Here is a 21,299-nt window from a genome sequence, read left to right on the forward strand (position 1 = left end):
AAACCATGTCAGCAAAGAAACGTGGATTAGGTCGCGGTTTAGACGCGCTACTCGCAACCAACCAAGCGAATTCAGATAAAGAGCACAGCAGTGCTTCAATCAGTGAATTAAGTAAACTGCCCATTGAGTTTTTACGACCAGGCAAATACCAGCCACGAAAGGACATGTCGCCTGAAGCGTTGGAAGATTTGGCATCGTCTATCCGCTCACAAGGTGTTATCCAACCGGTAGTGGTTCGCCCTATTGACGATCAAACATTTGAAATAATTGCAGGTGAACGCCGTTGGCGAGCTGCTCAGCTTGCTGGTTTAGATATTATTCCCTGTCTCATTAAAGACGTTCCTGACGAGTCGGCAGTCGCCATCGCACTGATTGAGAACATTCAACGCGAAGACCTGAATGCGATGGAAGAAGCACAAGCACTTGACCGGCTAATGGTAGAGTTTGCGCTCACCCATCAGGAAGTTGCTGAAGCGGTGGGTAAATCACGCACTACTGTCACAAACCTGATGCGACTGAATCACCTCAATGCCGACGTCAAACTGCTTGTTGAGCACGGTGACATTGAAATGGGTCATGCACGTGCACTATTGGCCTTAGAAGGTGATGCGCAATCGCAAGCAGCCCAGCATGTGTCTGGCAAAGGGTTAACTGTGCGCGATACGGAGAAGTTGGTCAAACGCCTTCTTGAACCCGCTAAACCGGCGGCGCCAAAAACGGTGGACCCTGATGTACAACGATTATCAAACCGAATTTCAGAAACTGTCGGTGCGCCGGTCGCAATTGATCATAATGCAAAAGGTAAGGGCAAAATGACCATCAGTTTCTCGTCTTTAGACGAATTAGAAGGCATTTTGGAAAAGTTAGCCTTAAAAGAAAAAGATTAAGCGCCTGAACTGTTCTGATTATTCGGTTTAACTGATGATACTGTCAGGCTAAATGATACTAATTTGGTCTTTTGCTGTTGTTTGTTTGGTAAATTTTCAGTATGGGCACCAAAATGCGCGAAGCGGTTGAAAATATCTAAGATACAAGTATACTTTCGACGCTTTTTTTAGGGCTTTAATAGAAGATTTAACGCTTTTGGATGATTTAGCAAAGCAGGGAAAAAAGCTGGCATTTCGTGCTGCAGTGGCGCAGATGTGGGTATTTCTTGTTATGCTGCTGGTGGTCTTTTTTTTTTCGCCAGATGGCCTATCGGCAATCGTGATTGGGTCACTCACGAGTATTGTGTCCAATGGCGTTTTAGCGTTTTTTTCTTTTCGATTTTCTGGCGCTCGTCAATCTGATGCCGTGGCAAAGAGTATTGGCAAAGGTATGCGCCTAAAGTTTGTTTTTTGTGTCATAGGGTTTGTTGTCGCATTTGGCTTAGTCCACGCAAAACCATTGCTCGTTTTTCTTGCGTTTATGACGACCACATTAAGCTATTGGCTGACAGTATTTTGGTTAACAAAGCGCTCTATCGTTTAAGCGCATTGTTTAAATAATGAATTTTTACTAAACTTTTGGGTTAAACAATGGCTTCTGAATACACTACCTCAGAATATATCACGCACCATTTAACCAACGCCAGAATGTGCTCCGGTGAAGACGGAATTGCATTTAACAAAGCGTGTGAAGATGCCGGCTTTTGGGTTTGGCATGTTGATACCTTGGGTTGGTCAATTGGGCTTGGTATTCTTTTCTTATGGGTCTTTCGCAGCGTGGCTAAAAACGCAACAACCGGCGTTCCGGGGAAGCTGCAGGCGTTTGTCGAACTTATTTACGATTTCGTCGATAGCAGTGTGAAAAGCTCTTTTCACGGTAAAAGCTCACTCATCGCGCCTCTTTCTTTGACCATCTTTGTTTGGGTTTTGTTGATGAACCTGATGGATCTGGTGCCTGTTGATGTATTACCGATGACCGCGGGATTGATTGGTCAATATGGGTTTGGCATGGACCCGCATGATGTTTATATGAAGGCGGTTCCTACCACTGATCTTAACTTAACGGTTGCGCTTGCACTTGGCGTTTTCTTTTTAATGATTTTCTACTCATTGAAAATGAAAGGTGTGTCTGGGTTTGCTAAAGAGCTAACGTTACAGCCGTTTGGTCATTGGGCATTCATACCGGTTAACTTTATTCTTGAATCGATTACCTTGTTAGCAAGGCCATTCTCATTGGCGCTGCGTTTGTTCGGGAACCTGTACGCCAGTGAATTGATATTTATTCTGATTGCCAGTGTGGGCTTGTTGCAATTGCCTATGCACTTTATGTGGGCAGTATTTCACTTATTAGTGCTACCGTTACAAGCCTTCATTTTTATGATGTTAACCATCGTTTATTTGAGTCTAGCGAGTGAAGATCACTAGGCTTTGTTACACACTGTTTAACTTTAACTTTAAACTTTACTAAAACTCGGAGATACAAAATGATTGCAATCGCTGTTGCTATAATTCTTGGAATGGCTGCCTTAGGTACTGCTATTGGTTTCGGTATGCTAGGTGGCAAGTTCCTTGAATCTGCTGCTCGTCAACCAGACCTTGCCCCCCAACTTCAAGTTAAAATGTTCATCGTTGCGGGTCTTATCGATGCGATCGCGATGATCGGTGTAGGTCTAGCCTTGTTCCTATTGTTCGCGCCACCAGCATATTTACTTTAATCGACTTTCTTCAGCGAAATTTAATTTAGGAGAGTCGTCATGAATATGAACGCCACTCTAATAGGTCAGTTGATTGCCTTTGCAGTATTCGTACTGTTTTGCATGAAATATGTGTGGCCACCTTTGATGGCGGCTATTGAAGCACGCCAGAAGACAATTGCTGACGGTCTGGCAGCGTCTGAAAGAGGTGCTAAAGATCTCGAACTTGCTCAGGCGAAAGCTACAGAGCAGTTGCGCGATGCCAAACAACAAGCAGCGGCAATCATTGAACAAGCTAAAAAGCGTGCAAACCAACTTGTTGATGAAGAAACTCAGCGCGGTCATGACGAGCGAGAGAAGATTATCAATCAGGGTTATGCAGAAATCGAAGCTGAACGGAACCGTGCTAAAGAAGATTTACGCAAGCAAGTCGCTGCTTTGGCAGTGATTGGCGCAGAGCGTATTCTTCAGCGCGAAATCGATGCAGCAGCACAAGACGACATTGTTGAAAAACTTGTCGCTGAATTGTAAGGGTAATGAGCCATGGCTGAATTAACAACCGTTGCTCGCCCTTATGCAAAAGCTGCTTTTGATTTTGCAATTGAGCACAAAGCCATTGCTGAATGGCAAGATATGTTGGTTTTTGCTGCCGAAGTCACCCGTAATGATGCGATAAAAGGCGTTTTGTATAGCACCACCGCGGATGATCAACTGGCAGACTTAATCATCAATATTTGTGGCGAACAGCTCAATGAACACGGTCAAAACCTGATTAAGGTACTGGCTGCCAATAAGCGTTTAACAACACTACCTGAGATTGCCAAGCTGTATGCGGAGCTCAAGGCAGATTATGACAAAGAAGTCGACGTAGAAGTTACCTCGGCCTCAGCGTTATCAGATGCTCAAAAAGGCAAACTCAGTGTATCGTTAGAACAACGTTTAGCACGCAAAGTAAAGCTTAACTGTAACGTGGATCCTGCATTGGTTGCTGGCGTGGTGATAAAAGCCGGCGACACTGTCATTGATGGTTCCGTAAAATCCAAATTGAACCGTCTCGCAGACGCGTTGCAAGCATAACGGGGATAAAGAGCATGCAACTTAATTCCACAGAAATTGCAGAACTGATCAAGAAACGTATTGAACAGTTTGATATCGCGAGTGAAGCGCGAAATGAAGGTACGATTGTCGGTGTAACCGACGGTATTATTCGTATCCACGGCCTTGCAGATGTTATGCAGGGTGAAATGATTGAACTACCGGGTGGTCGCTATGCGATTGCACTTAACCTTGAGCGTGACTCAGTTGGTGCGGTAGTTATGGGTCCCTACGCGGACCTACAAGAAGGCGATAAAGTTAAGTCGTCAGGTCGTATCCTTGAAGTACCAGTCGGTCGTGCGTTGCTTGGTCGTGTTGTTAACACGCTGGGCGAGCCAATTGACGGAAAAGGCGCGATTGATGCTGAAGGTTTTGAGCCAGTTGAAAAGATTGCCCCGGGTGTTATTGAACGCCAGTCGGTTGATCAACCCGTACAAACGGGTTACAAGTCTGTCGACTCTATGATTCCAATTGGCCGCGGCCAGCGTGAATTGGTTATCGGCGATCGTCAAACCGGTAAAACAGCATTAGCGATTGATGCAATCATCAACCAACGTGACACGGGTGTAGCTTGTGTTTACGTGGCGGTTGGTCAGAAAGCATCTACAATTGCTAACGTAGTACGTAAACTTGAAGAGCACGGTGCGTTGCAAAATACCATCGTAGTCGCTGCATCTGCGTCTGAGTCAGCTGCGTTGCAGTATTTGGCGCCGTATTCAGGTTGTACCATGGGTGAATTTTTCCGTGACCGTGGTGAAGATGCGTTGATTGTGTATGATGATTTGTCTAAGCAAGCTGTTGCTTATCGTCAGATTTCATTGCTATTGAAGCGTCCGCCAGGCCGTGAAGCCTACCCCGGTGACGTATTCTATTTGCACTCGCGTCTACTCGAGCGCGCTGCACGAGTGAACGAACAGTATGTTGAAAACTTCACCAAAGGCGAAGTGAAAGGCAAAACGGGTTCACTTACCGCACTGCCAATCATCGAGACGCAAGCGGGTGACGTGTCAGCGTTCGTACCCACCAACGTAATTTCGATTACCGATGGTCAAATCTTCCTTGAAACCGATTTGTTTAACGCAGGTATTCGCCCAGCGGTTAATGCGGGTATTTCAGTTTCTCGTGTAGGTGGTGCAGCGCAGACTAAAATTGTTAAGAAGTTAGGCGGTGGTATTCGTCTAGCGCTTGCTCAGTACCGTGAACTAGCCGCATTCTCGCAGTTCGCTTCAGATTTGGATGACGCAACGCGTGCTCAACTTGAGCATGGTGAACGCGTTATGGAACTGATGAAGCAGAAACAGTATGCGCCGCTTTCGGTCGCTGACACCGCAGTATCATTGTTTGCCGTGGAAAAAGGCCATTTAAAAGACGTGGAACTGAATAAGATCCTCGATTTCGAAGCCGCACTTCACTCGTACATGAACAGCGAAAAAGCTGAGTTGATTAAAACGATTAATGATACAGGTAACTATAACGACGACATTGAGTCACAGTTGAGCGACGCACTAAAGTCGTTTAAAGCGACACAAACGTGGTAATTAGCAGGTGCTCTCTTGTAGAGCACCTCTTACGTTATAGGTAACTGGAGAAAGTATCATGGCCAGCGGTAAAGAAATTAAAGGTAAAATTGGGAGTATCAAGAATACTCAAAAGATTACCAGCGCGATGGAAATGGTTGCTGCGTCTAAGATGAAAAAGGCGCAGGAGCGCATGGCCACTGGGCGCCCCTATGCGGACTGTATGCTGAAAGTTATTGGGCATATGGCGCATGGACGCCTAGAGTATCGCCATCCTTACTTAGAAGAACGTGAAGTTAAACGCGTGGGTTACATTGTTATTTCAACCGATAGAGGGTTGTGTGGCGGTTTGAATACCAACGAGTTTAAGAAAGTTGTTAAAGATACTAAACAGTGGAAAGACAAAGGTGTGAAAGTGTCTTTTGCTGCGCTGGGATCAAAAGCATGCGCGTTCTTTAATCGGTTTGGTGGCGATATTATGGCTGCCGAATCCGGCTTAGGCGACAAACCAAGTGTTGATGATGTCATTGGTATTGTTCGAGTAATGATTAATGCATTTAATCGCGGTGAGCTCGATAAGCTATTTATTGTTTACAATAAGTTCGTAAACACAATGTCTCAGGAGCCGGTAGTGAACCAGCTTCTGCCTTTGCCTAAATCAGAAAATGAGTCAGCTGAGCATAGCTGGGATTATATTTATGAGCCTGAACCTAAGCCGATTTTAGAGGCATTGATGAAGCGCTACATTGAATCTCAGGTGTATCAAGGTGTCGTTGAAAACGCAGCGTCTGAACAAGCTGCGCGAATGGTAGCGATGAAAGCTGCAACAGACAACGCCGGCAATCTTATTGATGATTTGCAATTGGTATACAACAAAGCTCGTCAGGCAGCGATCACGCAAGAAATCAGCGAGATCGTGAGCGGCGCGGCTGCGGTTTAGGTAACAGGTTTAAAAAGATAACGAGGACAAATTATGAGTCAAGGTAAGGTCGTCCAAATCATTGGTGCCGTTGTGGATATTGAATTTCCGCAATCTGCTGTACCGAGAGTTTATGACGCACTAAGAGTGGCCGAAGGTGACTTAGGGGGCTTGACCCTAGAAGTGCAACAGCAATTAGGTGGCGGAGTTGTTCGAACTATCGCTTTGGGAACCACTGACGGTTTGCGTCGCGGTTTAACGGTTGATAACACCGGCGCGCCGATTTCGGTGCCTGTTGGAACAGCCACGTTGGGACGCATCATGGATGTATTGGGTAATCCAATTGATGAAGCGGGCCCAATCGGTGAAGAAGAGCGTATGTCTATTCACCGCGCCGCGCCCACTTATGAAGAACAATCCAGCTCTGTTGAACTGCTTGAAACGGGTATCAAGGTTATCGACCTTGTTTGTCCGTTTGCTAAAGGCGGCAAGGTAGGTTTGTTCGGTGGTGCAGGTGTTGGTAAGACCGTTAACATGATGGAGCTTATCCGTAACATCGCTATCGAACACAGTGGGTATTCTGTATTTGCCGGTGTGGGTGAGCGTACGCGTGAGGGTAATGATTTCTATCACGAAATGAACGAGTCCAACGTACTTGATAAAGTATCGTTGGTGTACGGTCAGATGAACGAGCCGCCTGGAAACCGTTTGCGCGTTGCGTTAACCGGTTTGACCATGGCAGAGAAGTTCCGTGATGAAGGCCGTGATGTACTGTTCTTCGTTGATAACATCTATCGTTATACCCTAGCTGGTACAGAAGTATCAGCATTGCTTGGCCGTATGCCATCAGCAGTAGGTTATCAGCCCACATTGGCTGAAGAAATGGGTGTGCTCCAAGAGCGTATCGCATCGACCAAAACGGGTTCAATCACGTCTATTCAGGCAGTTTATGTACCGGCGGATGACTTAACCGATCCTTCACCAGCAACCACCTTTGCTCACTTGGATGCAACGGTTGTATTGTCGCGTGATATCGCTTCATTAGGTATATACCCAGCGGTAGATCCTTTGGATTCTACGTCGCGTCAGCTTGATCCGCTCGTTATCGGTCAAGAGCACTACGACACTGCGCGTGGCGTTCAAACCGTGTTACAACGGTACAAAGAGCTAAAAGACATTATTGCTATTTTGGGTATGGATGAACTCTCTGACGAAGACAAGCAGGTAGTAACACGTGCTCGTAAGATCCAGCGTTTCTTGTCTCAGCCGTTCTTCGTAGCAGAAGTCTTTACCGGTTCACCAGGCAAGTACGTGTCGCTTAAAGATACTATCAGTGGATTTAAAGGTATCTTGGCAGGCGATTACGACAGCCTGCCTGAGCAAGCCTTCTACATGGTTGGTTCTATCGACGAAGCGCTTGAGAAAGCGAACAAGAAGAAATAAGCCGGAGCGCGTAAGCGCTCTCTTTAGGAGGTGCCCATGGCAGCAATGACAGTTCATCTTGATGTGGTAAGTGCAGAAGAGCAAATCTTCTCGGGCCTTGTTGAGACGATCCAGGTAACGGGTAGTGAAGGTGAACTGGGTATCCACCCAGGGCACGCGCCACTGCTCACTGCATTGAAGCCTGGCATGGTGCGACTTGTGAAACAGTTTGGCGAAGAAGAGATGATTTATATCGCCGGTGGTGTGCTTGAAGTACAACCCGACGCGGTTACTGTGCTGGCTGATACAGCGGTACGTGCAGAAGATCTCGACGAGCAAGCGGCAGAAGAAGCTAAACGCCGTGCTGAGGAACAAATCGCTAACCCAGGTGCAGATTTTGATTACGCTGAAGCAGCTATAGAGCTTGCAGAAGCTGTCGCGCAATTACGCTTAATTCAAAAATTACGTAAATAACGCGCGATTACTGATTTAACCTCAAAAAACCGGCTGTATCGCCGGTTTTTTTTGCTCAGCGACGCTGGCATAGCTAGCAGGCAGTGGCTTTCAAACGGATAAACGCGCTTCACGCGCTAAGGTTCGCTTTTTTCGGGACGCTGTGTTGGCCCTAGCAATTCCTCGAAACGGCTAAGGTTGTTTAGCTTGGCATGTGTATCAAACACATGAATCAACTGATCGCTATAGGGTGAGCGTTGAGATACCGCAAAATAGGTGGGTACCGTTAGCAAAGGGTCTATCGTGAAATTGCGCATGTCTGCATCAGTTTGGCGCGCTAGGTGATAATTAAATGGGCCTTCATAGGTGAGTAAGTGACGTGTTCGGCCGCGTAAAAACATTTTGATGGCGTCAATACTGCCTGGCGTATCTTGAAAAACGAAGCCGCGCTCAAGCATTTTTTGACGTACCCCGTGGTAGCCAAAGCCGCGGATCGCACTGACCATGTTTTCGAAACCTCGACGCTCATGACTCACCAACATAATATGAAGAAGGCCAAAGGGGATTTGCGAAAACCGGACTTTGTTCTGGATATACGGTGTGGATTTAATATTGATGGTAAAATCAATTTCACTTGACTCCAACATCGAATAAACGCGTAATGCAGGAGCACAGATTGCTTCAACGCTGAGGCTGTAAGATGCTAAAATCTCACGCGTTAGTTCAATAGCTGAGCCGGTGCAGTCCCCTGTCGCTTCATCGGTGTAAGAAAAAGGCGGAAACTCCAGCACACCCAATGTCAGATTGGGCAATTCGTGTTCTGCTTGTACAGGCATAAGCCACGTCAGGCCGCTAATCAATAATGCCAGTCGCACAAGATTCAAAGCCTGACGATGCCGCTTTTTGAAGGTATTTTTTATCATCAATATAACAGTAGCAGAGTTATGCAACGCTGAAGACTTTTTGCGGGCAAAAGGATTGCCCGCTTTGGTATTACAGCTCTGTTATACCCATGTTGAACAACGTAAAACCATAGATGTCTGCATATTGTTCAATAGTCTTACTGATGGGCGTACCTGCACCGTGACCAGCGTCGGTTTCAATTCTGATTAAAAGCGGGTTTGTACCGGTATGTTTCTCTTGCAGCGTCGCGGCAAATTTAAACGAATGCGCAGGCACAACGCGGTCATCATGATCAGCCGTTGTGATCAGCGTGGCAGGGTATTCGACCCCAGACTTTACATTGTGCAAGGGTGAATAGCCGAGCAAATAGTTAAACATGGCTTCGCTCTGTTCACTGGTACCATAATCATAAGCCCAACCCGCACCTGCCGTGAACGTATGATAGCGAAGCATATCCAATACACCGACCGAAGGCAGAGCAACCTGCGCTAGATCAGGGCGCTGGGTCATCACGGCACCCACCAATAGCCCACCATTACTGCCACCTTGTATCGCCAGATGCTGACTGCTGGTATAGCCCTTTTCAATCAGAAATTCACCGGCTGCAATAAAATCATCAAACACATTTTGTTTTTGCATTTGCGTACCGGCTTTGTGCCAGGCCTTACCGTACTCACCGCCACCGCGAATGTTGGGCACAGCATATACGCCACCGAGTGTTAACCATGCCGCCACGGTAGAACGAAAGCGTGGCGGTAAACTGACGTTAAAACCGCCATAACCGTAAAGTAATGTTGGGTTTTTACCATTGAGTTTAGTGTCTTTATGGTGCGTGATGATCATGGGTACTTGAGTACCATCTTTAGACGCATAAAACACTTGTTCTGAAACGAACTGTGCGCTCTCGAATGCTGATGCAGGCTCGTTGAATAAGTTGGTTTCGCCGGAATCTATGTCGTAGGCATAGATTGTGGTGGGCGTAGTGTAGTTAGCAAACGTGTAGTAAGTCACTTTATCGTCTTTCTTACCGCTGAAGCTGCCGGCTGAACCCAATCCGGGTAAGCTAACGTCACGAACGAGTTTGCCAGAGAAATCGTACTGTTTAACCTGCGAAATCGCGTCAACCATATACTCCGCAAAAATCGCATCGCCAGCGGTACTCGGCGATAACACATGTTCAGTCTCTGCAATAAAGTCCTGCCAGTTATCGACTGAAGGATTGGCCGCATCGGCTACCACGATTTTCATGTTTGGCGCGTTGTGATTAGTAACTAAATAGAGCTTGTCACCACGTGTTGTGAGCGGGTATACATCTGACGCCATATCCTCTTTCACAACCACAAAATCGGCATCTGGTTTTGATAAGTCTTTTAGTAGTGCGCGATTTCCCGACGTTGCGTTCGCCGCTGCGATAAATAAGAAACGGTTGTCGTCGGACACCGCAGCTTGAATATAACGATGCTTTTGCGCATCGGTATGACCAAATACTTTGACATCGTCCGCTTGAGGCGTGCCTATAGCGTGATAGTAAACCTTATGCTGGTCAGTTTTTTCGCTTAACTCAGATCCCTTAGGTTTGTCATAACTGGAATAATAGAAGCCCTCATTTTTATACCACGCCAAACCGCTGAATTTGACATTAACCAGTTTATCTTCAACTTGTTGTTTGGTTTGTGTATCAATGACATAAACTTCACGCCAGTCGCTGCCCCCCGTTGAGGTTTGATAGGCCGCTAGCGACCCGTCTTCGGAGAATGTTAGCGCTGCAAGAGAAACGGTTCCGTCATCACTGAATGTGTTCGGATCTAAGAAAACCTCGGGTTCCCCGCCTTCTTTTTGCCGGTACACAACACTCTGGTTCTGCAAGCCATCATTTTTATAGAAGTAGGTATACTCGCCTTCCTTAAATGGAGCGGAGATGCGCTCATAGTTGAGCATATCCCTTACCGTATCAGCGATTTTGTCACGATAAGGCACGTTGCTAAGATAGTCTTGAGTCACTGCGTTTTGCGCCTTAACCCAGGCTTCAGTTTCAGCACTACGGTCATCTTCTAACCAGCGATACGGATCGGCGACCTCTTGTCCAAAATACGTATCAACGACGTCACCTTTGGCGGTAACTGGATAGTCAAATTTCACGTTGGCTGGCTCCGAGGGTTGTTTAACCTGCTGTGATGGTTCGTCGCTGGGTTGGCAAGCAGCCAATGCGCCAATCATGGCGAGAGTCAGGATTTTTTTCATGTATTTTGCACCTGTTTAATTTTTGCTTACACCGTGTTTTACGGTAGTTGGTTAAGGAAGGCGAATAATTTGGGTCAAAAACGAGAGCAACACAGTGTAAAGCTTTGTAAACACAGAGGTTAACTCTACGGGCGGCTCCAGTTAACCGCATAAATATTAACGCACCTTTAGCATGACAGATCACTTTTTTTCCTAATCTTTATATGATGGGTGCGCTTCTCACTGGGTCAAGCAACAATAACAGGCTCGTAATTCATGTTGTGATTAACGGTAGATAGATGGTCTATCACTGAGGTGTTTGATAAATCTAATAAAAATGACGGGCTTTTAAATCCAACTCGCTTAATAAGCCAGTTAGATCGGTTAAGCGTCCGGCAATCACGTGAATAACATCGCCGTCACCACGCTCCAGAATGCCGTTTACCTGTAAAATGGTTGACTTCAAATAGGTTTGTTTTTGTGCGCGTGCTGTAGCTTGCCACACCACCACATTGGTATTGCCGGTATGATCTTCCAGTGTCATAAAAGTCACGCCTGATGCTGTACCTGGAGCCTGCCGGCCGGTTACGCAGCCGATCACGGAAACAACGGACTTGTGTGCTTGATGAACAAGGTCGCTGGCGAACGTAAAGCGTGGGAGCTTATTGGCGTTGAGCAGCAGTGCGACCGGATGTTGGTTGAGTGAAACGCCTACCGCTCGGTAGTCTTCAACCAGATCATCAACCTCTGTCGGCACCAGCGACAGTTGATGCGGATCCCTTTCGCCTTGCATGAGCGGAAGTTGAGAGACCGTTTCCATGATTTGCCAGCGCGCTTGGTAGCGATTACCGGCAATACCTTTAAACGCATCCGCGCTGGCCAGTGCCTGTAACTCTAACGAATGAATGCCAAGCTGCTTCACGTCAGCAATACTGGCATAACCTTGCGTCGGTCGTTGCTGAACAAGCCGCACAGCTGTTGCCTGAGATAAACCTTTGACTAAACGTAGCCCCAGCCTGATAGCAAAGCCTTTCTTATTCGGTTGTAAATGGTGATCTAACAACGATGCATTAATGCACACAGGGCGTATTTCAATCGCATGTCGTTGAGCATCCTGAATAAGTTGTGACGCTGAATAAAACCCCATGGGTAAGCTGTTGAGTAAACTGGCATAAAAGGCTGCTGGGTAATAACACTTAAGCCAAGAGGATACGTAGGCTAGAACCGCAAACGAGGCTGAATGCGATTCAGGAAAGCCGTATACACCAAAGCCTAAAATTTGCTGATAAAGCCGCTCAGCAAAGTCATCCTGATAGCCTTTTTTTTGCATACCGCGTTTAAGCTTGTCGCGAAACTGGACGAGTTTACCGTTCTTCTTCCAGCTCGCCATGGCGCGGCGTAACTGATCGGCTTCGCCGCCAGAAAACCCTGCGGCGACCATCGCCAGTTGTATCACCTGCTCTTGAAAAATGGGTACGCCCATGGTTCGGCTCAAGACAGATTTGACTTCTTCAGACGGGTAATCAATCGCTTCCCGACCATCCCGTCGACGTAAATAAGGATGTACCATATCACCCTGAATTGGCCCAGGCCTCACGATGGCAATTTGCACGACAAGATCATAGTAACAGGCTGGTTTTAAGCGCGGTAACATCGTCATCTGAGCGCGAGATTCAACCTGAAAAACACCAACAGAATCCCCTTTTTGCAGCATCTGATAGACCTGAGGGTCGTCACCAAGGCGCGTAATATCAGCAATGCTGGTGTGGTGATCATAGTGCAGAGACAATACATCGAAGCACTTGCGGATAGCGGTTAACATGCCAAGCGCGAGTACGTCCACTTTGAGGAGTCCAAGTGCCTCCAAGTCGTCTTTATCCCACTGAATGACGGTGCGCTGAGCCATACTGGCATTTTCCACGGGTACCAGTTCGTAAAGAGGCCCGGCAGAAATGACAAACCCACCTACATGTTGTGACAAATGACGTGGAAAGCCCATCAACTCGTTAACCAAAGCCACCAGGTGCTGACTAATGCGGCTATCAGGATCCAGACCCAGCTCACCCAGTTGCGATTGCCAGCTGACATCACGATCGCGGCGATTGACATTGCTGATGAAAAAATCCAGTTGCGCCCGATTAATACCCAGAGCCTTACCGACCTCGCGTAACGCGCTTTTAAACCGATAGCACACAACGGTCGCCGCCAATGCGGTACGTTCTCTACCGTATTTTCGATAAATGTACTGAATAACCTCTTCACGCCGTTCATGCTCGAAATCGACGTCAATATCGGGTGGTTCGTTACGCTCCTTAGAAATGAATCGTTCAAACAGAACGTTAATTTGGCGCGGGTCGACAGCGGTAATTTCCAAGCAATAGCATACCACTGAGTTAGCCGCAGAACCCCTGCCCTGATACAAAATAGCTTGTGATTTTGCGAACTGTACAACGTCGTAAATGGTCAGGAAAAAATATTCATAACGTTGCTCTTGGATCAGTTTAAGCTCTTTTTCAATTAACGCACGAATGTCATTGGGCAGGCCATTAACAAAGCGTTTTTTGATCCCGCGCTCAACACATAAACGCAGATAGCTGGTCGCGTCAAATCCTTTAGGTATCAGTTCGCTGGGATACTGATACTGCAAAGACGATAAGCAAAAATGGCAGCGCTCGGCAATATGTTCTGCTTGTGTCAGCCATTCTTGAGGGTAAAGTTTAGCCAGTTTGTCAGGGCTTCTCAGGCTTCGCTCTGTGTTGCTCAAAGCCTCTCGGCCTAAATCAGCTACGGGTCTACCCAAACGAGTGGCTGTGAGCACATGCTGAAGGGGTTGGCGCTCTACTTCATGCATTAATACACCCGTACAGGCACACATCGGCAACTGATAGGTTTCTGCCAATATTTTTAAACGTGCTATACGTTGGGGTTCATTGGCGACTAATAACCGCTGTGCACCAATCCAGGTGCGTTCAGCGTGGTGCTTGAGTAACCAAGCTGCGGTGTTTTCCTGCCCCTGATGATCGTCATCAGGCAGCCAGATAATCAAGCAATGCCGCACGCTCTTTAAATCCCACTCATCTAGCCGATAGTCGCCTTTATCTGCGCGCCGACGCGCATTGGTAATAATGCGGCACAACTCTTTATAGGCATCATGATTGGGACAAAGCAAAATGCATTTACACTGTGTATTAAGGATAAAATAGCTGCCTACAATTAGTTTGATGGCCAAGTTTTTGTCGCGCTTTTCCGCATAGGCTCGAACTATTCCAGCGACAGAGCATTCATCGGTTATCGCCAACGCGCGATAACCCAAAAAATCAGCACGTGCGATAAGCTCTTCCGGGTGTGAAGCCCCAGTTAAAAAGCTGAAGTTGGTTTGGCAAAACAACTCCGCAGCCATTAGGCAAAATACCCTTGTACAAACCACTGATTATCCGCTGTTCGAAATACCCACAAGTACTGGCCCTGAGGGTTTTGCGCAATAAAGTAATCCCGTTCTACTGGGGCATCGTCCCACCACCCTGTCGCCAATCGCTCGGGTGATGTGAGTATTTTGCTGGGCTCTGACAGCGGTTGTGGCTGCGAGAGTAAAAAAGTGGGGCGATCATAATACTGTGCTTGATTAGCACTCTGAGTGATGCACGGTACTTGCCCACCACTCAACCAGCGATTGATGTATTCGGGGCGAAAATCATCACCTCGTTGCACCTGTGCAATGGCCTCTGAGCCCAGTTTTGCCTGCAAGCGGGCGAGTAGTTGTAGCGCGTTCATTGTTTGGCGCTTACCCGCAAACAAATCATCATTGGCTGCGACCGCAGGAGATAGCTGCTGAGCTGAAAGACTAATGCCTTGTACCGGCGCTGTCAGGGTGATGTGTTCAATGCGGATCGCTGCAATTTCCTGCCACGCCGTTGCACGGCTTTCGCCTTGTGGACTGTGCAACTGCCAGCGCTGGTTTTGTTTATCGCGCAATTGCATGTCGATATTTATATCAAAAGCGACTAACCCCCGCTGAACCAGATAGCTTTCAAGATGTTTAAGTAGGTTAGCTAAAGGCTTAAGTAAGCGCTCACTATGAGTAATTTCGTAGAGAAGCTCACTGTGCTGGTAAAACTTCTGTGAAGGCCGGTAGAGAGCAAGCTGCTCAAAGCGCTCACCTTTTAACTGGCTGAGATAGCGCAATACTTCGCCATCAAATCGTGCGGCTAACGCACTCACTGGCTGTTCAAACAGTTGCTTAAAAGACTGAATACCGACTCGGTTTAGGGCATCAATTTGCTTGTGCGTTAATTCACAATAGCTGAGTGACGTACCACAAAGTGCTTTTTTCCACGCGTTGGGGTTAGCATTGATATTATTGTAACCGGCTTTGGCAAGTACTTTTACTGCGCTAATTGAATACGCGCAAGCATAGTTAAATCGGCGAGGTTGAAGTATGCGCTGTAGGGTTTGCCAATAGTGTTGTACTGAACCATACAGCTTCAGCATATTGTCAACTCGCAGGTATAAGCCATTCGGATGATCCAGGCTAATATCAGCCGTTACACCATAGAGTTGTTCAGCAATGCTGTGTAACAGCTTGGTTTCCTGCTCGGGCTCATACTCAATAATATCTAATTCAGCACACAGCGCACTGGCAGCTGCCAAGCCGATGCCAAGTGTCAGCCCGGCTTGCGCGGCAGCAGCATTCATTTGGCACAGCTGGTTGGTGTGCGCACAGTACACAGCGATAGGATGGCTGGCCTGCTCTGCACCGAGGCCGTTTTCATCAACAACATGGCTGAGTTGCAGCGCATTAAAGCGTAAATAGAGCCATAAGCCTTGCATAACAGATTAACGTTGAGCGCGAAGTGGAACGATGTTGCTTGATGTCTGTGCCGGGCTTTGCTGAGCAGAATGAATGCTACTTAACGTGTGCTTAACCGTAAATGTGGGTACAGGCCAGCCGCCACGCTGTTTTTCAATATGAATGTGCAAATGCTCGGTTTGTCGTGAGATGTGCAGAGATAAGCTGATGGGTAGAGGGAGTGCTTGGCCGCGATATTGATAAGCAATCAGCAGGCAGTTTCCTTGTTCCGCAGCCACTTGCAAGCGCTTTGCCTGGCTAACGGATAAGCCCTCGTGCCAGAGTAACACGGTGTGACAGCAACCACTTTTGGCGCACTGCTCGCAGGCCCATAGCTGTTTAGCTTGGTCGTTCGCTTGAACAAAGTAGGTGCGCGCAGCCTGAATGCCATGTTCCGCTAGCGCGTCAGCGTTAAGCTCAATGGGTGCACCAATCACAAACACATGACGTTGTTCGTGTTGACGCTGCTGTAACAGAGGTAAGCATAGGCGTAATTCACCAATACCCATGCTGGATCGGATCAGCACCATGCCTTGTGTTGGAAAGCCACCTTGCAGTGCGTCATCCAGCTTCGCAATGCCGGTCGGCAGGCGAGAAGAGACTTGCGGTGTGCGGGAGGCTTGCCAAACAAGTTGTTTATTTTTAAGTTGGGTAATTAACGCAGACATAATACAACACACTATACTGTACGGATATACAGTATAATGTGTTGGTGTATTTCTGCAAGATCAGATTAAGTACTACTCAGTCATGGCGCTTTCTGTGTCGGCCGCCTGCGTATTCAGCGAGCCGATACTGATGCTACGACAGGCTGCGATAAAGCCATCTACCGTATTTTGGCACCATGCCATGCGCACATCGCTAGGTTGTGCTTTGATGAACTCATTTACCTCATCGATTTTCAGGTTTTGATTTTTAATTGCCAGCGTCACAGCCTCTTCCACAGTCATGCCGTGCTCATTACACTTCATCACCACAAATTCGACGTGTTTAATAATAATACTGGCAACCTTATGATCGTCTTGTCCCATCAGCCCGCGTTTATGTAAAGACTCCAAGCGAGCTGCGTAGATCCGCTGCAGTTCAGCTGCGGTAAATGCCAACTGGCGCTGGGTTAGCTTTACTTTTCTCAGACTGGATTTGCTATTATTTTGCGCCAGCTTAATTTCGCGTTGGAGGCTTTGCCCCCGCACCACAAAATAAATCAAAATAATCAACATAATGGCAATGATGCCAGCGGATATCATAACGGCGAATTACTCCTTAGTACGTTCGAGCTGGGTTTGAATAAATTGCTCAATATTTTGTTCTAATATAAACAGCGGTACTGAACCTTCAGCCAAAACGGCATCGTGAAACTGGCGAATATCAAAATGCTCGCCCAGTGCCGCTTCAGCGTTTTTGCGCAACGCTTTAATTTTGATTTCGCCAATCTTGTAAGACAAGGCTTGCGCTGGCCATGAAATATACCGGTCAATTTCAGTTTTTACGTTATGTTCAGACAGCGCTGTGTTTTCCAGCATATACTCAAGCGCTTTGTCACGAGACCAGCCCATGGTATGCATGCCTGTATCAACCACCAGCCGACACGCTCGCCACATTTCATAGCTTAAGCGACCAAAATCATCGTAAGGGTCTTCGTACATGCCGACTTCTTTACCCAAAAATTCAGAATATAACCCCCAGCCTTCACCAAACGCTGAAATATAGGTTTTACGACGTACTGGCGGTAATCCTTGCATTTCATTAGCAAGCGAAATTTGTAAATGATGCCCCGGTACCGCTTCGTGCGACGTGAGCGCGGGAATGGCATAGAGCGGCCGCTTATCTAACGCATAAGTGTTGACCCAGTAATAGCCGGGTTGGTCATCACGCCGTGGAGAAACATAGCGACCGGTGGTGTACTTCGGGGCGATACTGTCAGGCACCGGCGCAACACCGTAAGGAGTGCGTGGGAGTAAACCGAAAAGTTGAGGCAATTTAGCGTCCATTTGTTTGGCAATGTAAGACGCATGAACGAGCAACTCCTGTGCAGTTTTGGCGTAGAACTGTGGGTCAGTACGCAAGAATTGGATAAATGCGTTTATGTCACCCTCGAACTCGAGTTTATCAATAATGCCCTGCATTGCAGCGCGAATACGTGCGACCTCATCCAGCCCTAACTGATGAATTTCAGCGGCAGTCATATCTGTCGTGGTGTAATAGCGAATACGATTTTGGTAGAAGGCTTCACCGTTTGGCCATGAAGTCGCCGCGATATCTTCACGTGCCGCAGGGATGTACTCATCCACTAAAAAATCATGGAAAGCCTGATAAGCTGGCACTATCTGTTTGGCAATGATCGCCTTAGCGTCGGTACGCCACTTTTCCACTTGTTGCGCTGTGAATTCCTCGCCGAGTGCTTCAAGCGGCGCGTAAAACGGGCTTTGTTCGGGCGAATCTACAATCAGTGGGGTAACAGACTCTTCAAATCCGACCAACACGGCTTTAGGTTGCGTCATGCCGACCTGCATGCCCTGACGCATCCACGCCATGTTGTCTTGCATACGCTGGGCAACGAGTGTTAAACGAGACAGGTAGTTTTCGACATCCTGAGTATTTTTCAGACGCACATTATTGGGTAGTTGCGCTAAGCTGCTGTGAAAGCCGTATTCAGATGTGATTGGAACGTAATGCTCATTAAATCGATACAAATCTACGTAGTTTTGTAAGCGGTAGCGCTGCATCAATAACGTGATCAGGCCGTCTCGTGACAAAGCTTTCTGATTGATTTCATCCAGTTTGTTCAGGTATTGGGTAAATTGCTGATGACGCTGTTCTAATGCGCCAGCACTGATATCCATAAGCTGAGCATCGTAATCTCGCACCCCTTCGCTGCTAGCCATCAGAGGAAAACTTTTCAACTCATACTGCCAGATTTCCTCTACCAGTTGATTGAGTTTGTCTTCATCTTTGGCTTGGCTCATGCCAGTCATTAAGCACAGCGAGACTAACGCCAAACGCATAAAAGCACGCATTAGAACACTCCTTTTTAGGTTTTCTTCGGTGTATAAAGTGCACTCGGGAAAGCCATTACCTTATCCGACAACGCGGTAATCTTGGCACTACCCTCTTTCTTAACTTCGTCGATACGTAAAATGTTGTGCATCGGTACAAACGTATTCACCACGTCAGAAAATTCGTCTTTCAATTTTTCGTGACTCGGATCCAGTACCAAACTGGTGTGCGTGTCCCACACAAAATCGCCTATTTCAACAAACCCAAACAGATTGCCTTGACTGACTTCGCGCACGTACACTTCATAACGTTCGCCATTGCTGACAAATTGCACTCTAAATAACGGCTTTTTACTGCTCATAAACCACCCTGGAAATATTAGCGATGATTTTAGCGAGTTAGTCGGGGTTATTCCATCACTACCTGCGTTTCGCCAATGTCCAGAACCATAAATTCAGCAGAGGATAACTGAGCTGCTTGAAGCGCTTCTTTCAGACGCAAAGGGGGTTCAGCGGGTGGTTCGGCAGTCAGTGGAAACGTTCCCCAATGCATACCAATACTCAACGTCGCGTTAACGTCTTTGTGCATCTGCACAGCCTCTTCTGGGTTGGCATGATAATCCTGCATAAACCAACGCGGAGCGTAGGCTCCAATCGGGATGAGTGCTAAATCCACCTGCCCTAGTGCCTTCCCAATGGGTTCGAACACGGCTTGGGTATAGCCCGTGTCACCGGCAAACCAGAGTGTGAAATCGTCAAACGTTATCGCCCAGCTTGCCCACAGGGTTGAGAAACGGTCAGACAATCCACGCGCAGACCAGTGTTGAGAGGGTAAAGCCTGAACGCGCAGGTTCGTTGCGTTTGTGCTGCGCGTTTCCCACCAATCCATTTGAGTCACGTTATCGGCCGCAACGCCCCGCTCTACAAACCAAGGTTTCAAGCCAAGCGGGACGTAGTAATGTACTTGCGGACCTAGCATTTCAATCGCCAACTTATCTAAATGATCGTAGTGGTTATGACTGATAACAACCATATCAATGGCCGGTAGGTCACGGTAATCAATAACATGTGGCGAGTAGCGTTTGGGGCCGGCAAAAGAAACCGGCGACGCGCGATCACTGAACACTGGGTCAGTAAGAATATTCACGCCCTGATGTTGGAATAAAAACGTTGAATGCCCCAGCCAGGTAACGGTCGGTTTTGTCGGCGGTGTGGTTATCAACCCAATATCCACCGGGCGCGAGGACACCGTATCAGCCAAGGCAGCATGGTCAGCCCAGGATTCATCACCAAAAAAGCGCATCCGCATGAAGTCGAAAAACGACTTATCTTTGTCTTTAACATGCGTATTCACAAAGCGCACATGGCCGTTTTCATCCAGTGTGTGGTGTGCTTTATTCGGTTGAAACCAGTCCACAGACTCGGGTGTCGTGGCACTGCAACTCATGCTGAGGACAACCGCTGCCACTAGCACAACACGCAGGCCCCAATAGGGAATCACTTGGGCAAAAGTCATCGCCAACATCCTTAACAAAAAACCGTGAGGTTTGACTATACGCTAGAACAGGGGCGATGGATTGGATCCTGATTCATCGATTGCCGCGCAACAGCGTTTGCGTCGCTAGTTTCAACTCGTCAGCGTCTTGCGCCAAAATGGCGTTAATAGCGAACCCTTGTACATAACTGGTCAGTTGCAGAGCAATCGCTTCAATATTCGTCTCAGGTCGCAACTCATGATGATTAACTGCCTGTTCGACACAGGCAATAAAGTCAATTTGCAAGCGGTCAATATAGTGTCTTCCCATATCGCGAATAGTAGGATCGTCAAATCCCAATTCAGCGACGCAGTTGATTAGCAAACAACCCCGCCCACCAATCAACGCTAGATAGCGTGAAAAGAAGTCATCAATGGCCTGCACACCAGAATCAGACTCGAGTGCAGCAATAACACGCTGCAATTGCGTGTCGATGTAGAACTGAATAACCCGGTATAAAAAAGCCTGCTTACTTCCAAACTCCAAATAAAAGCCGCGACGATTGAAATCGGTCCGTGCGATAATTTCATCCATGACGGTGCCATGAAATCCGTGCTCTAGAAACACATCAATCGCTTGCTCCATGACCTCGTCGACGTCGTACATTGGCGCACGTGGCATGTCGGTTCCTTTTAAAGAATTATTATTCTTTAGCCTAAGTGGATTTGTCGCTATGTCAAGTTTGCCGCACAGATTTATACGTTTAGCGGCATACCATCGCTCAGGTGGATCAGGTAAACTGCGCGCAATGTTTTATACGCTAAGCAGGCACC

General features: G+C 47.3%; 20 protein-coding genes. 10 read left to right on the forward strand and 10 right to left on the reverse strand.

From position 1 onward, the window contains the following. Positions 1–5 precede the first annotated feature (5 nt). The 10 genes from KIU71_RS09875 (at position 6) to KIU71_RS09920 (ending at position 8,047) form a co-directional block, all read left to right on the forward strand. Complete coding sequence (locus tag KIU71_RS09875; RefSeq protein WP_214131120.1) at positions 6–887, forward strand: ParB/RepB/Spo0J family partition protein; 882 nt, start codon at positions 6–8, stop codon at positions 885–887. Positions 888–1,083: 196 nt separating this feature from the next. After that, complete coding sequence (locus KIU71_RS09880) at positions 1,084–1,470, forward strand: ATP synthase subunit I (protein ID WP_214131121.1); 387 nt, start codon at positions 1,084–1,086, stop codon at positions 1,468–1,470. Between the two features lie 47 nt (positions 1,471–1,517). Beyond that, complete coding sequence (gene atpB / locus KIU71_RS09885) at positions 1,518–2,351, forward strand: F0F1 ATP synthase subunit A (RefSeq protein WP_214131122.1); 834 nt, start codon at positions 1,518–1,520, stop codon at positions 2,349–2,351. Positions 2,352–2,410: 59 nt separating this feature from the next. After that, positions 2,411–2,641, forward strand: coding sequence for a F0F1 ATP synthase subunit C (gene atpE, locus KIU71_RS09890; RefSeq protein ID WP_214131123.1), 231 nt, complete (start codon positions 2,411–2,413; stop codon positions 2,639–2,641). Between the two features lie 39 nt (positions 2,642–2,680). Next, positions 2,681–3,151, forward strand: a complete 471-nt coding sequence (gene atpF, locus KIU71_RS09895) for a F0F1 ATP synthase subunit B (protein ID WP_214131124.1) — start codon at positions 2,681–2,683, stop codon at positions 3,149–3,151. Positions 3,152–3,163: 12 nt separating this feature from the next. Further along, positions 3,164–3,697: a F0F1 ATP synthase subunit delta gene (gene atpH, locus KIU71_RS09900; RefSeq protein ID WP_214131125.1), complete on the forward strand. Its 534-nt coding sequence runs from the start codon at positions 3,164–3,166 to the stop codon at positions 3,695–3,697. A gap of 14 nt (positions 3,698–3,711) precedes the next feature. Continuing rightward, on the forward strand, positions 3,712–5,253 hold the full coding sequence (atpA, locus tag KIU71_RS09905) for a F0F1 ATP synthase subunit alpha (protein ID WP_214131126.1): 1,542 nt from the start codon (positions 3,712–3,714) through the stop codon (positions 5,251–5,253). Between the two features lie 58 nt (positions 5,254–5,311). After that, a complete protein-coding gene (atpG, locus tag KIU71_RS09910) occupies positions 5,312–6,172 on the forward strand; it encodes a F0F1 ATP synthase subunit gamma (protein ID WP_214131127.1) in 861 nt (286 codons plus the stop codon). 33 nt (positions 6,173–6,205) lie between these two features. After that, positions 6,206–7,594, forward strand: a complete 1,389-nt coding sequence (gene atpD, locus KIU71_RS09915; RefSeq protein ID WP_214131128.1) for a F0F1 ATP synthase subunit beta — start codon at positions 6,206–6,208, stop codon at positions 7,592–7,594. A 36-nt stretch (positions 7,595–7,630) separates the two neighbouring features. Continuing rightward, complete coding sequence (locus KIU71_RS09920) at positions 7,631–8,047, forward strand: F0F1 ATP synthase subunit epsilon (protein ID WP_214131129.1); 417 nt, start codon at positions 7,631–7,633, stop codon at positions 8,045–8,047. Positions 8,048–8,163: 116 nt separating this feature from the next. Here the strand turns inward: KIU71_RS09920 and KIU71_RS09925 are convergent, their stop codons facing one another. The 10 genes from KIU71_RS09925 to KIU71_RS09970 all read right to left on the reverse strand — a co-directional run bounded on the left by KIU71_RS09925 (position 8,164) and on the right by KIU71_RS09970 (position 21,147). After that, positions 8,164–8,949 (reverse strand): substrate-binding periplasmic protein, encoded by a 786-nt coding sequence (locus tag KIU71_RS09925; protein ID WP_214131130.1) that lies wholly within the window; start codon positions 8,947–8,949, stop codon positions 8,164–8,166. A 70-nt stretch (positions 8,950–9,019) separates the two neighbouring features. Further along, a complete protein-coding gene (locus KIU71_RS09930) occupies positions 9,020–11,170 on the reverse strand; it encodes a prolyl oligopeptidase family serine peptidase (protein WP_214131131.1) in 2,151 nt (716 codons plus the stop codon). A 307-nt stretch (positions 11,171–11,477) separates the two neighbouring features. Continuing rightward, entirely contained in the window at positions 11,478–14,549 is a 3,072-nt protein-coding gene (locus tag KIU71_RS09935) for an error-prone DNA polymerase (protein ID WP_214131132.1), read from the reverse strand. Continuing rightward, positions 14,549–15,976 carry a Y-family DNA polymerase gene (locus KIU71_RS09940; RefSeq protein ID WP_214131133.1) on the reverse strand — a complete coding sequence of 476 codons (1,428 nt, stop codon included), beginning with the start codon at positions 15,974–15,976 and terminating at the stop codon, positions 14,549–14,551. The genes KIU71_RS09935 and KIU71_RS09940 overlap by 1 nt, the downstream gene beginning before the upstream one ends. A 6-nt stretch (positions 15,977–15,982) precedes the next feature. Beyond that, positions 15,983–16,663 carry a translesion DNA synthesis-associated protein ImuA gene (gene imuA / locus KIU71_RS09945; RefSeq protein WP_214131134.1) on the reverse strand — a complete coding sequence of 227 codons (681 nt, stop codon included), beginning with the start codon at positions 16,661–16,663 and terminating at the stop codon, positions 15,983–15,985. Between the two features lie 72 nt (positions 16,664–16,735). Further along, positions 16,736–17,242 (reverse strand): hypothetical protein, encoded by a 507-nt coding sequence (locus KIU71_RS09950; protein ID WP_214131135.1) that lies wholly within the window; start codon positions 17,240–17,242, stop codon positions 16,736–16,738. Between the two features lie 9 nt (positions 17,243–17,251). Beyond that, positions 17,252–19,012: a DUF885 domain-containing protein gene (locus KIU71_RS09955; RefSeq protein WP_214131136.1), complete on the reverse strand. Its 1,761-nt coding sequence runs from the start codon at positions 19,010–19,012 to the stop codon at positions 17,252–17,254. 14 nt (positions 19,013–19,026) lie between these two features. Beyond that, the gene (locus KIU71_RS09960; protein ID WP_214131137.1) at positions 19,027–19,353 is read right to left on the reverse strand and encodes a DUF1820 family protein; all 327 of its coding nucleotides are present in this window, start codon (positions 19,351–19,353) and stop codon (positions 19,027–19,029) included. 47 nt (positions 19,354–19,400) lie between these two features. Further along, positions 19,401–20,507, reverse strand: a complete 1,107-nt coding sequence (locus tag KIU71_RS09965; protein WP_214131138.1) for an MBL fold metallo-hydrolase — start codon at positions 20,505–20,507, stop codon at positions 19,401–19,403. Between the two features lie 73 nt (positions 20,508–20,580). Beyond that, the gene (locus tag KIU71_RS09970) at positions 20,581–21,147 is read right to left on the reverse strand and encodes a TetR/AcrR family transcriptional regulator (protein ID WP_214131139.1); all 567 of its coding nucleotides are present in this window, start codon (positions 21,145–21,147) and stop codon (positions 20,581–20,583) included. Positions 21,148–21,299 lie beyond the last annotated feature (152 nt).

Source organism: Alteromonas oceanisediminis (assembly GCF_018474025.1).
In the GTDB taxonomy this organism is placed as follows: domain Bacteria; phylum Pseudomonadota; class Gammaproteobacteria; order Enterobacterales; family Alteromonadaceae; genus Alteromonas_E; species Alteromonas_E oceanisediminis.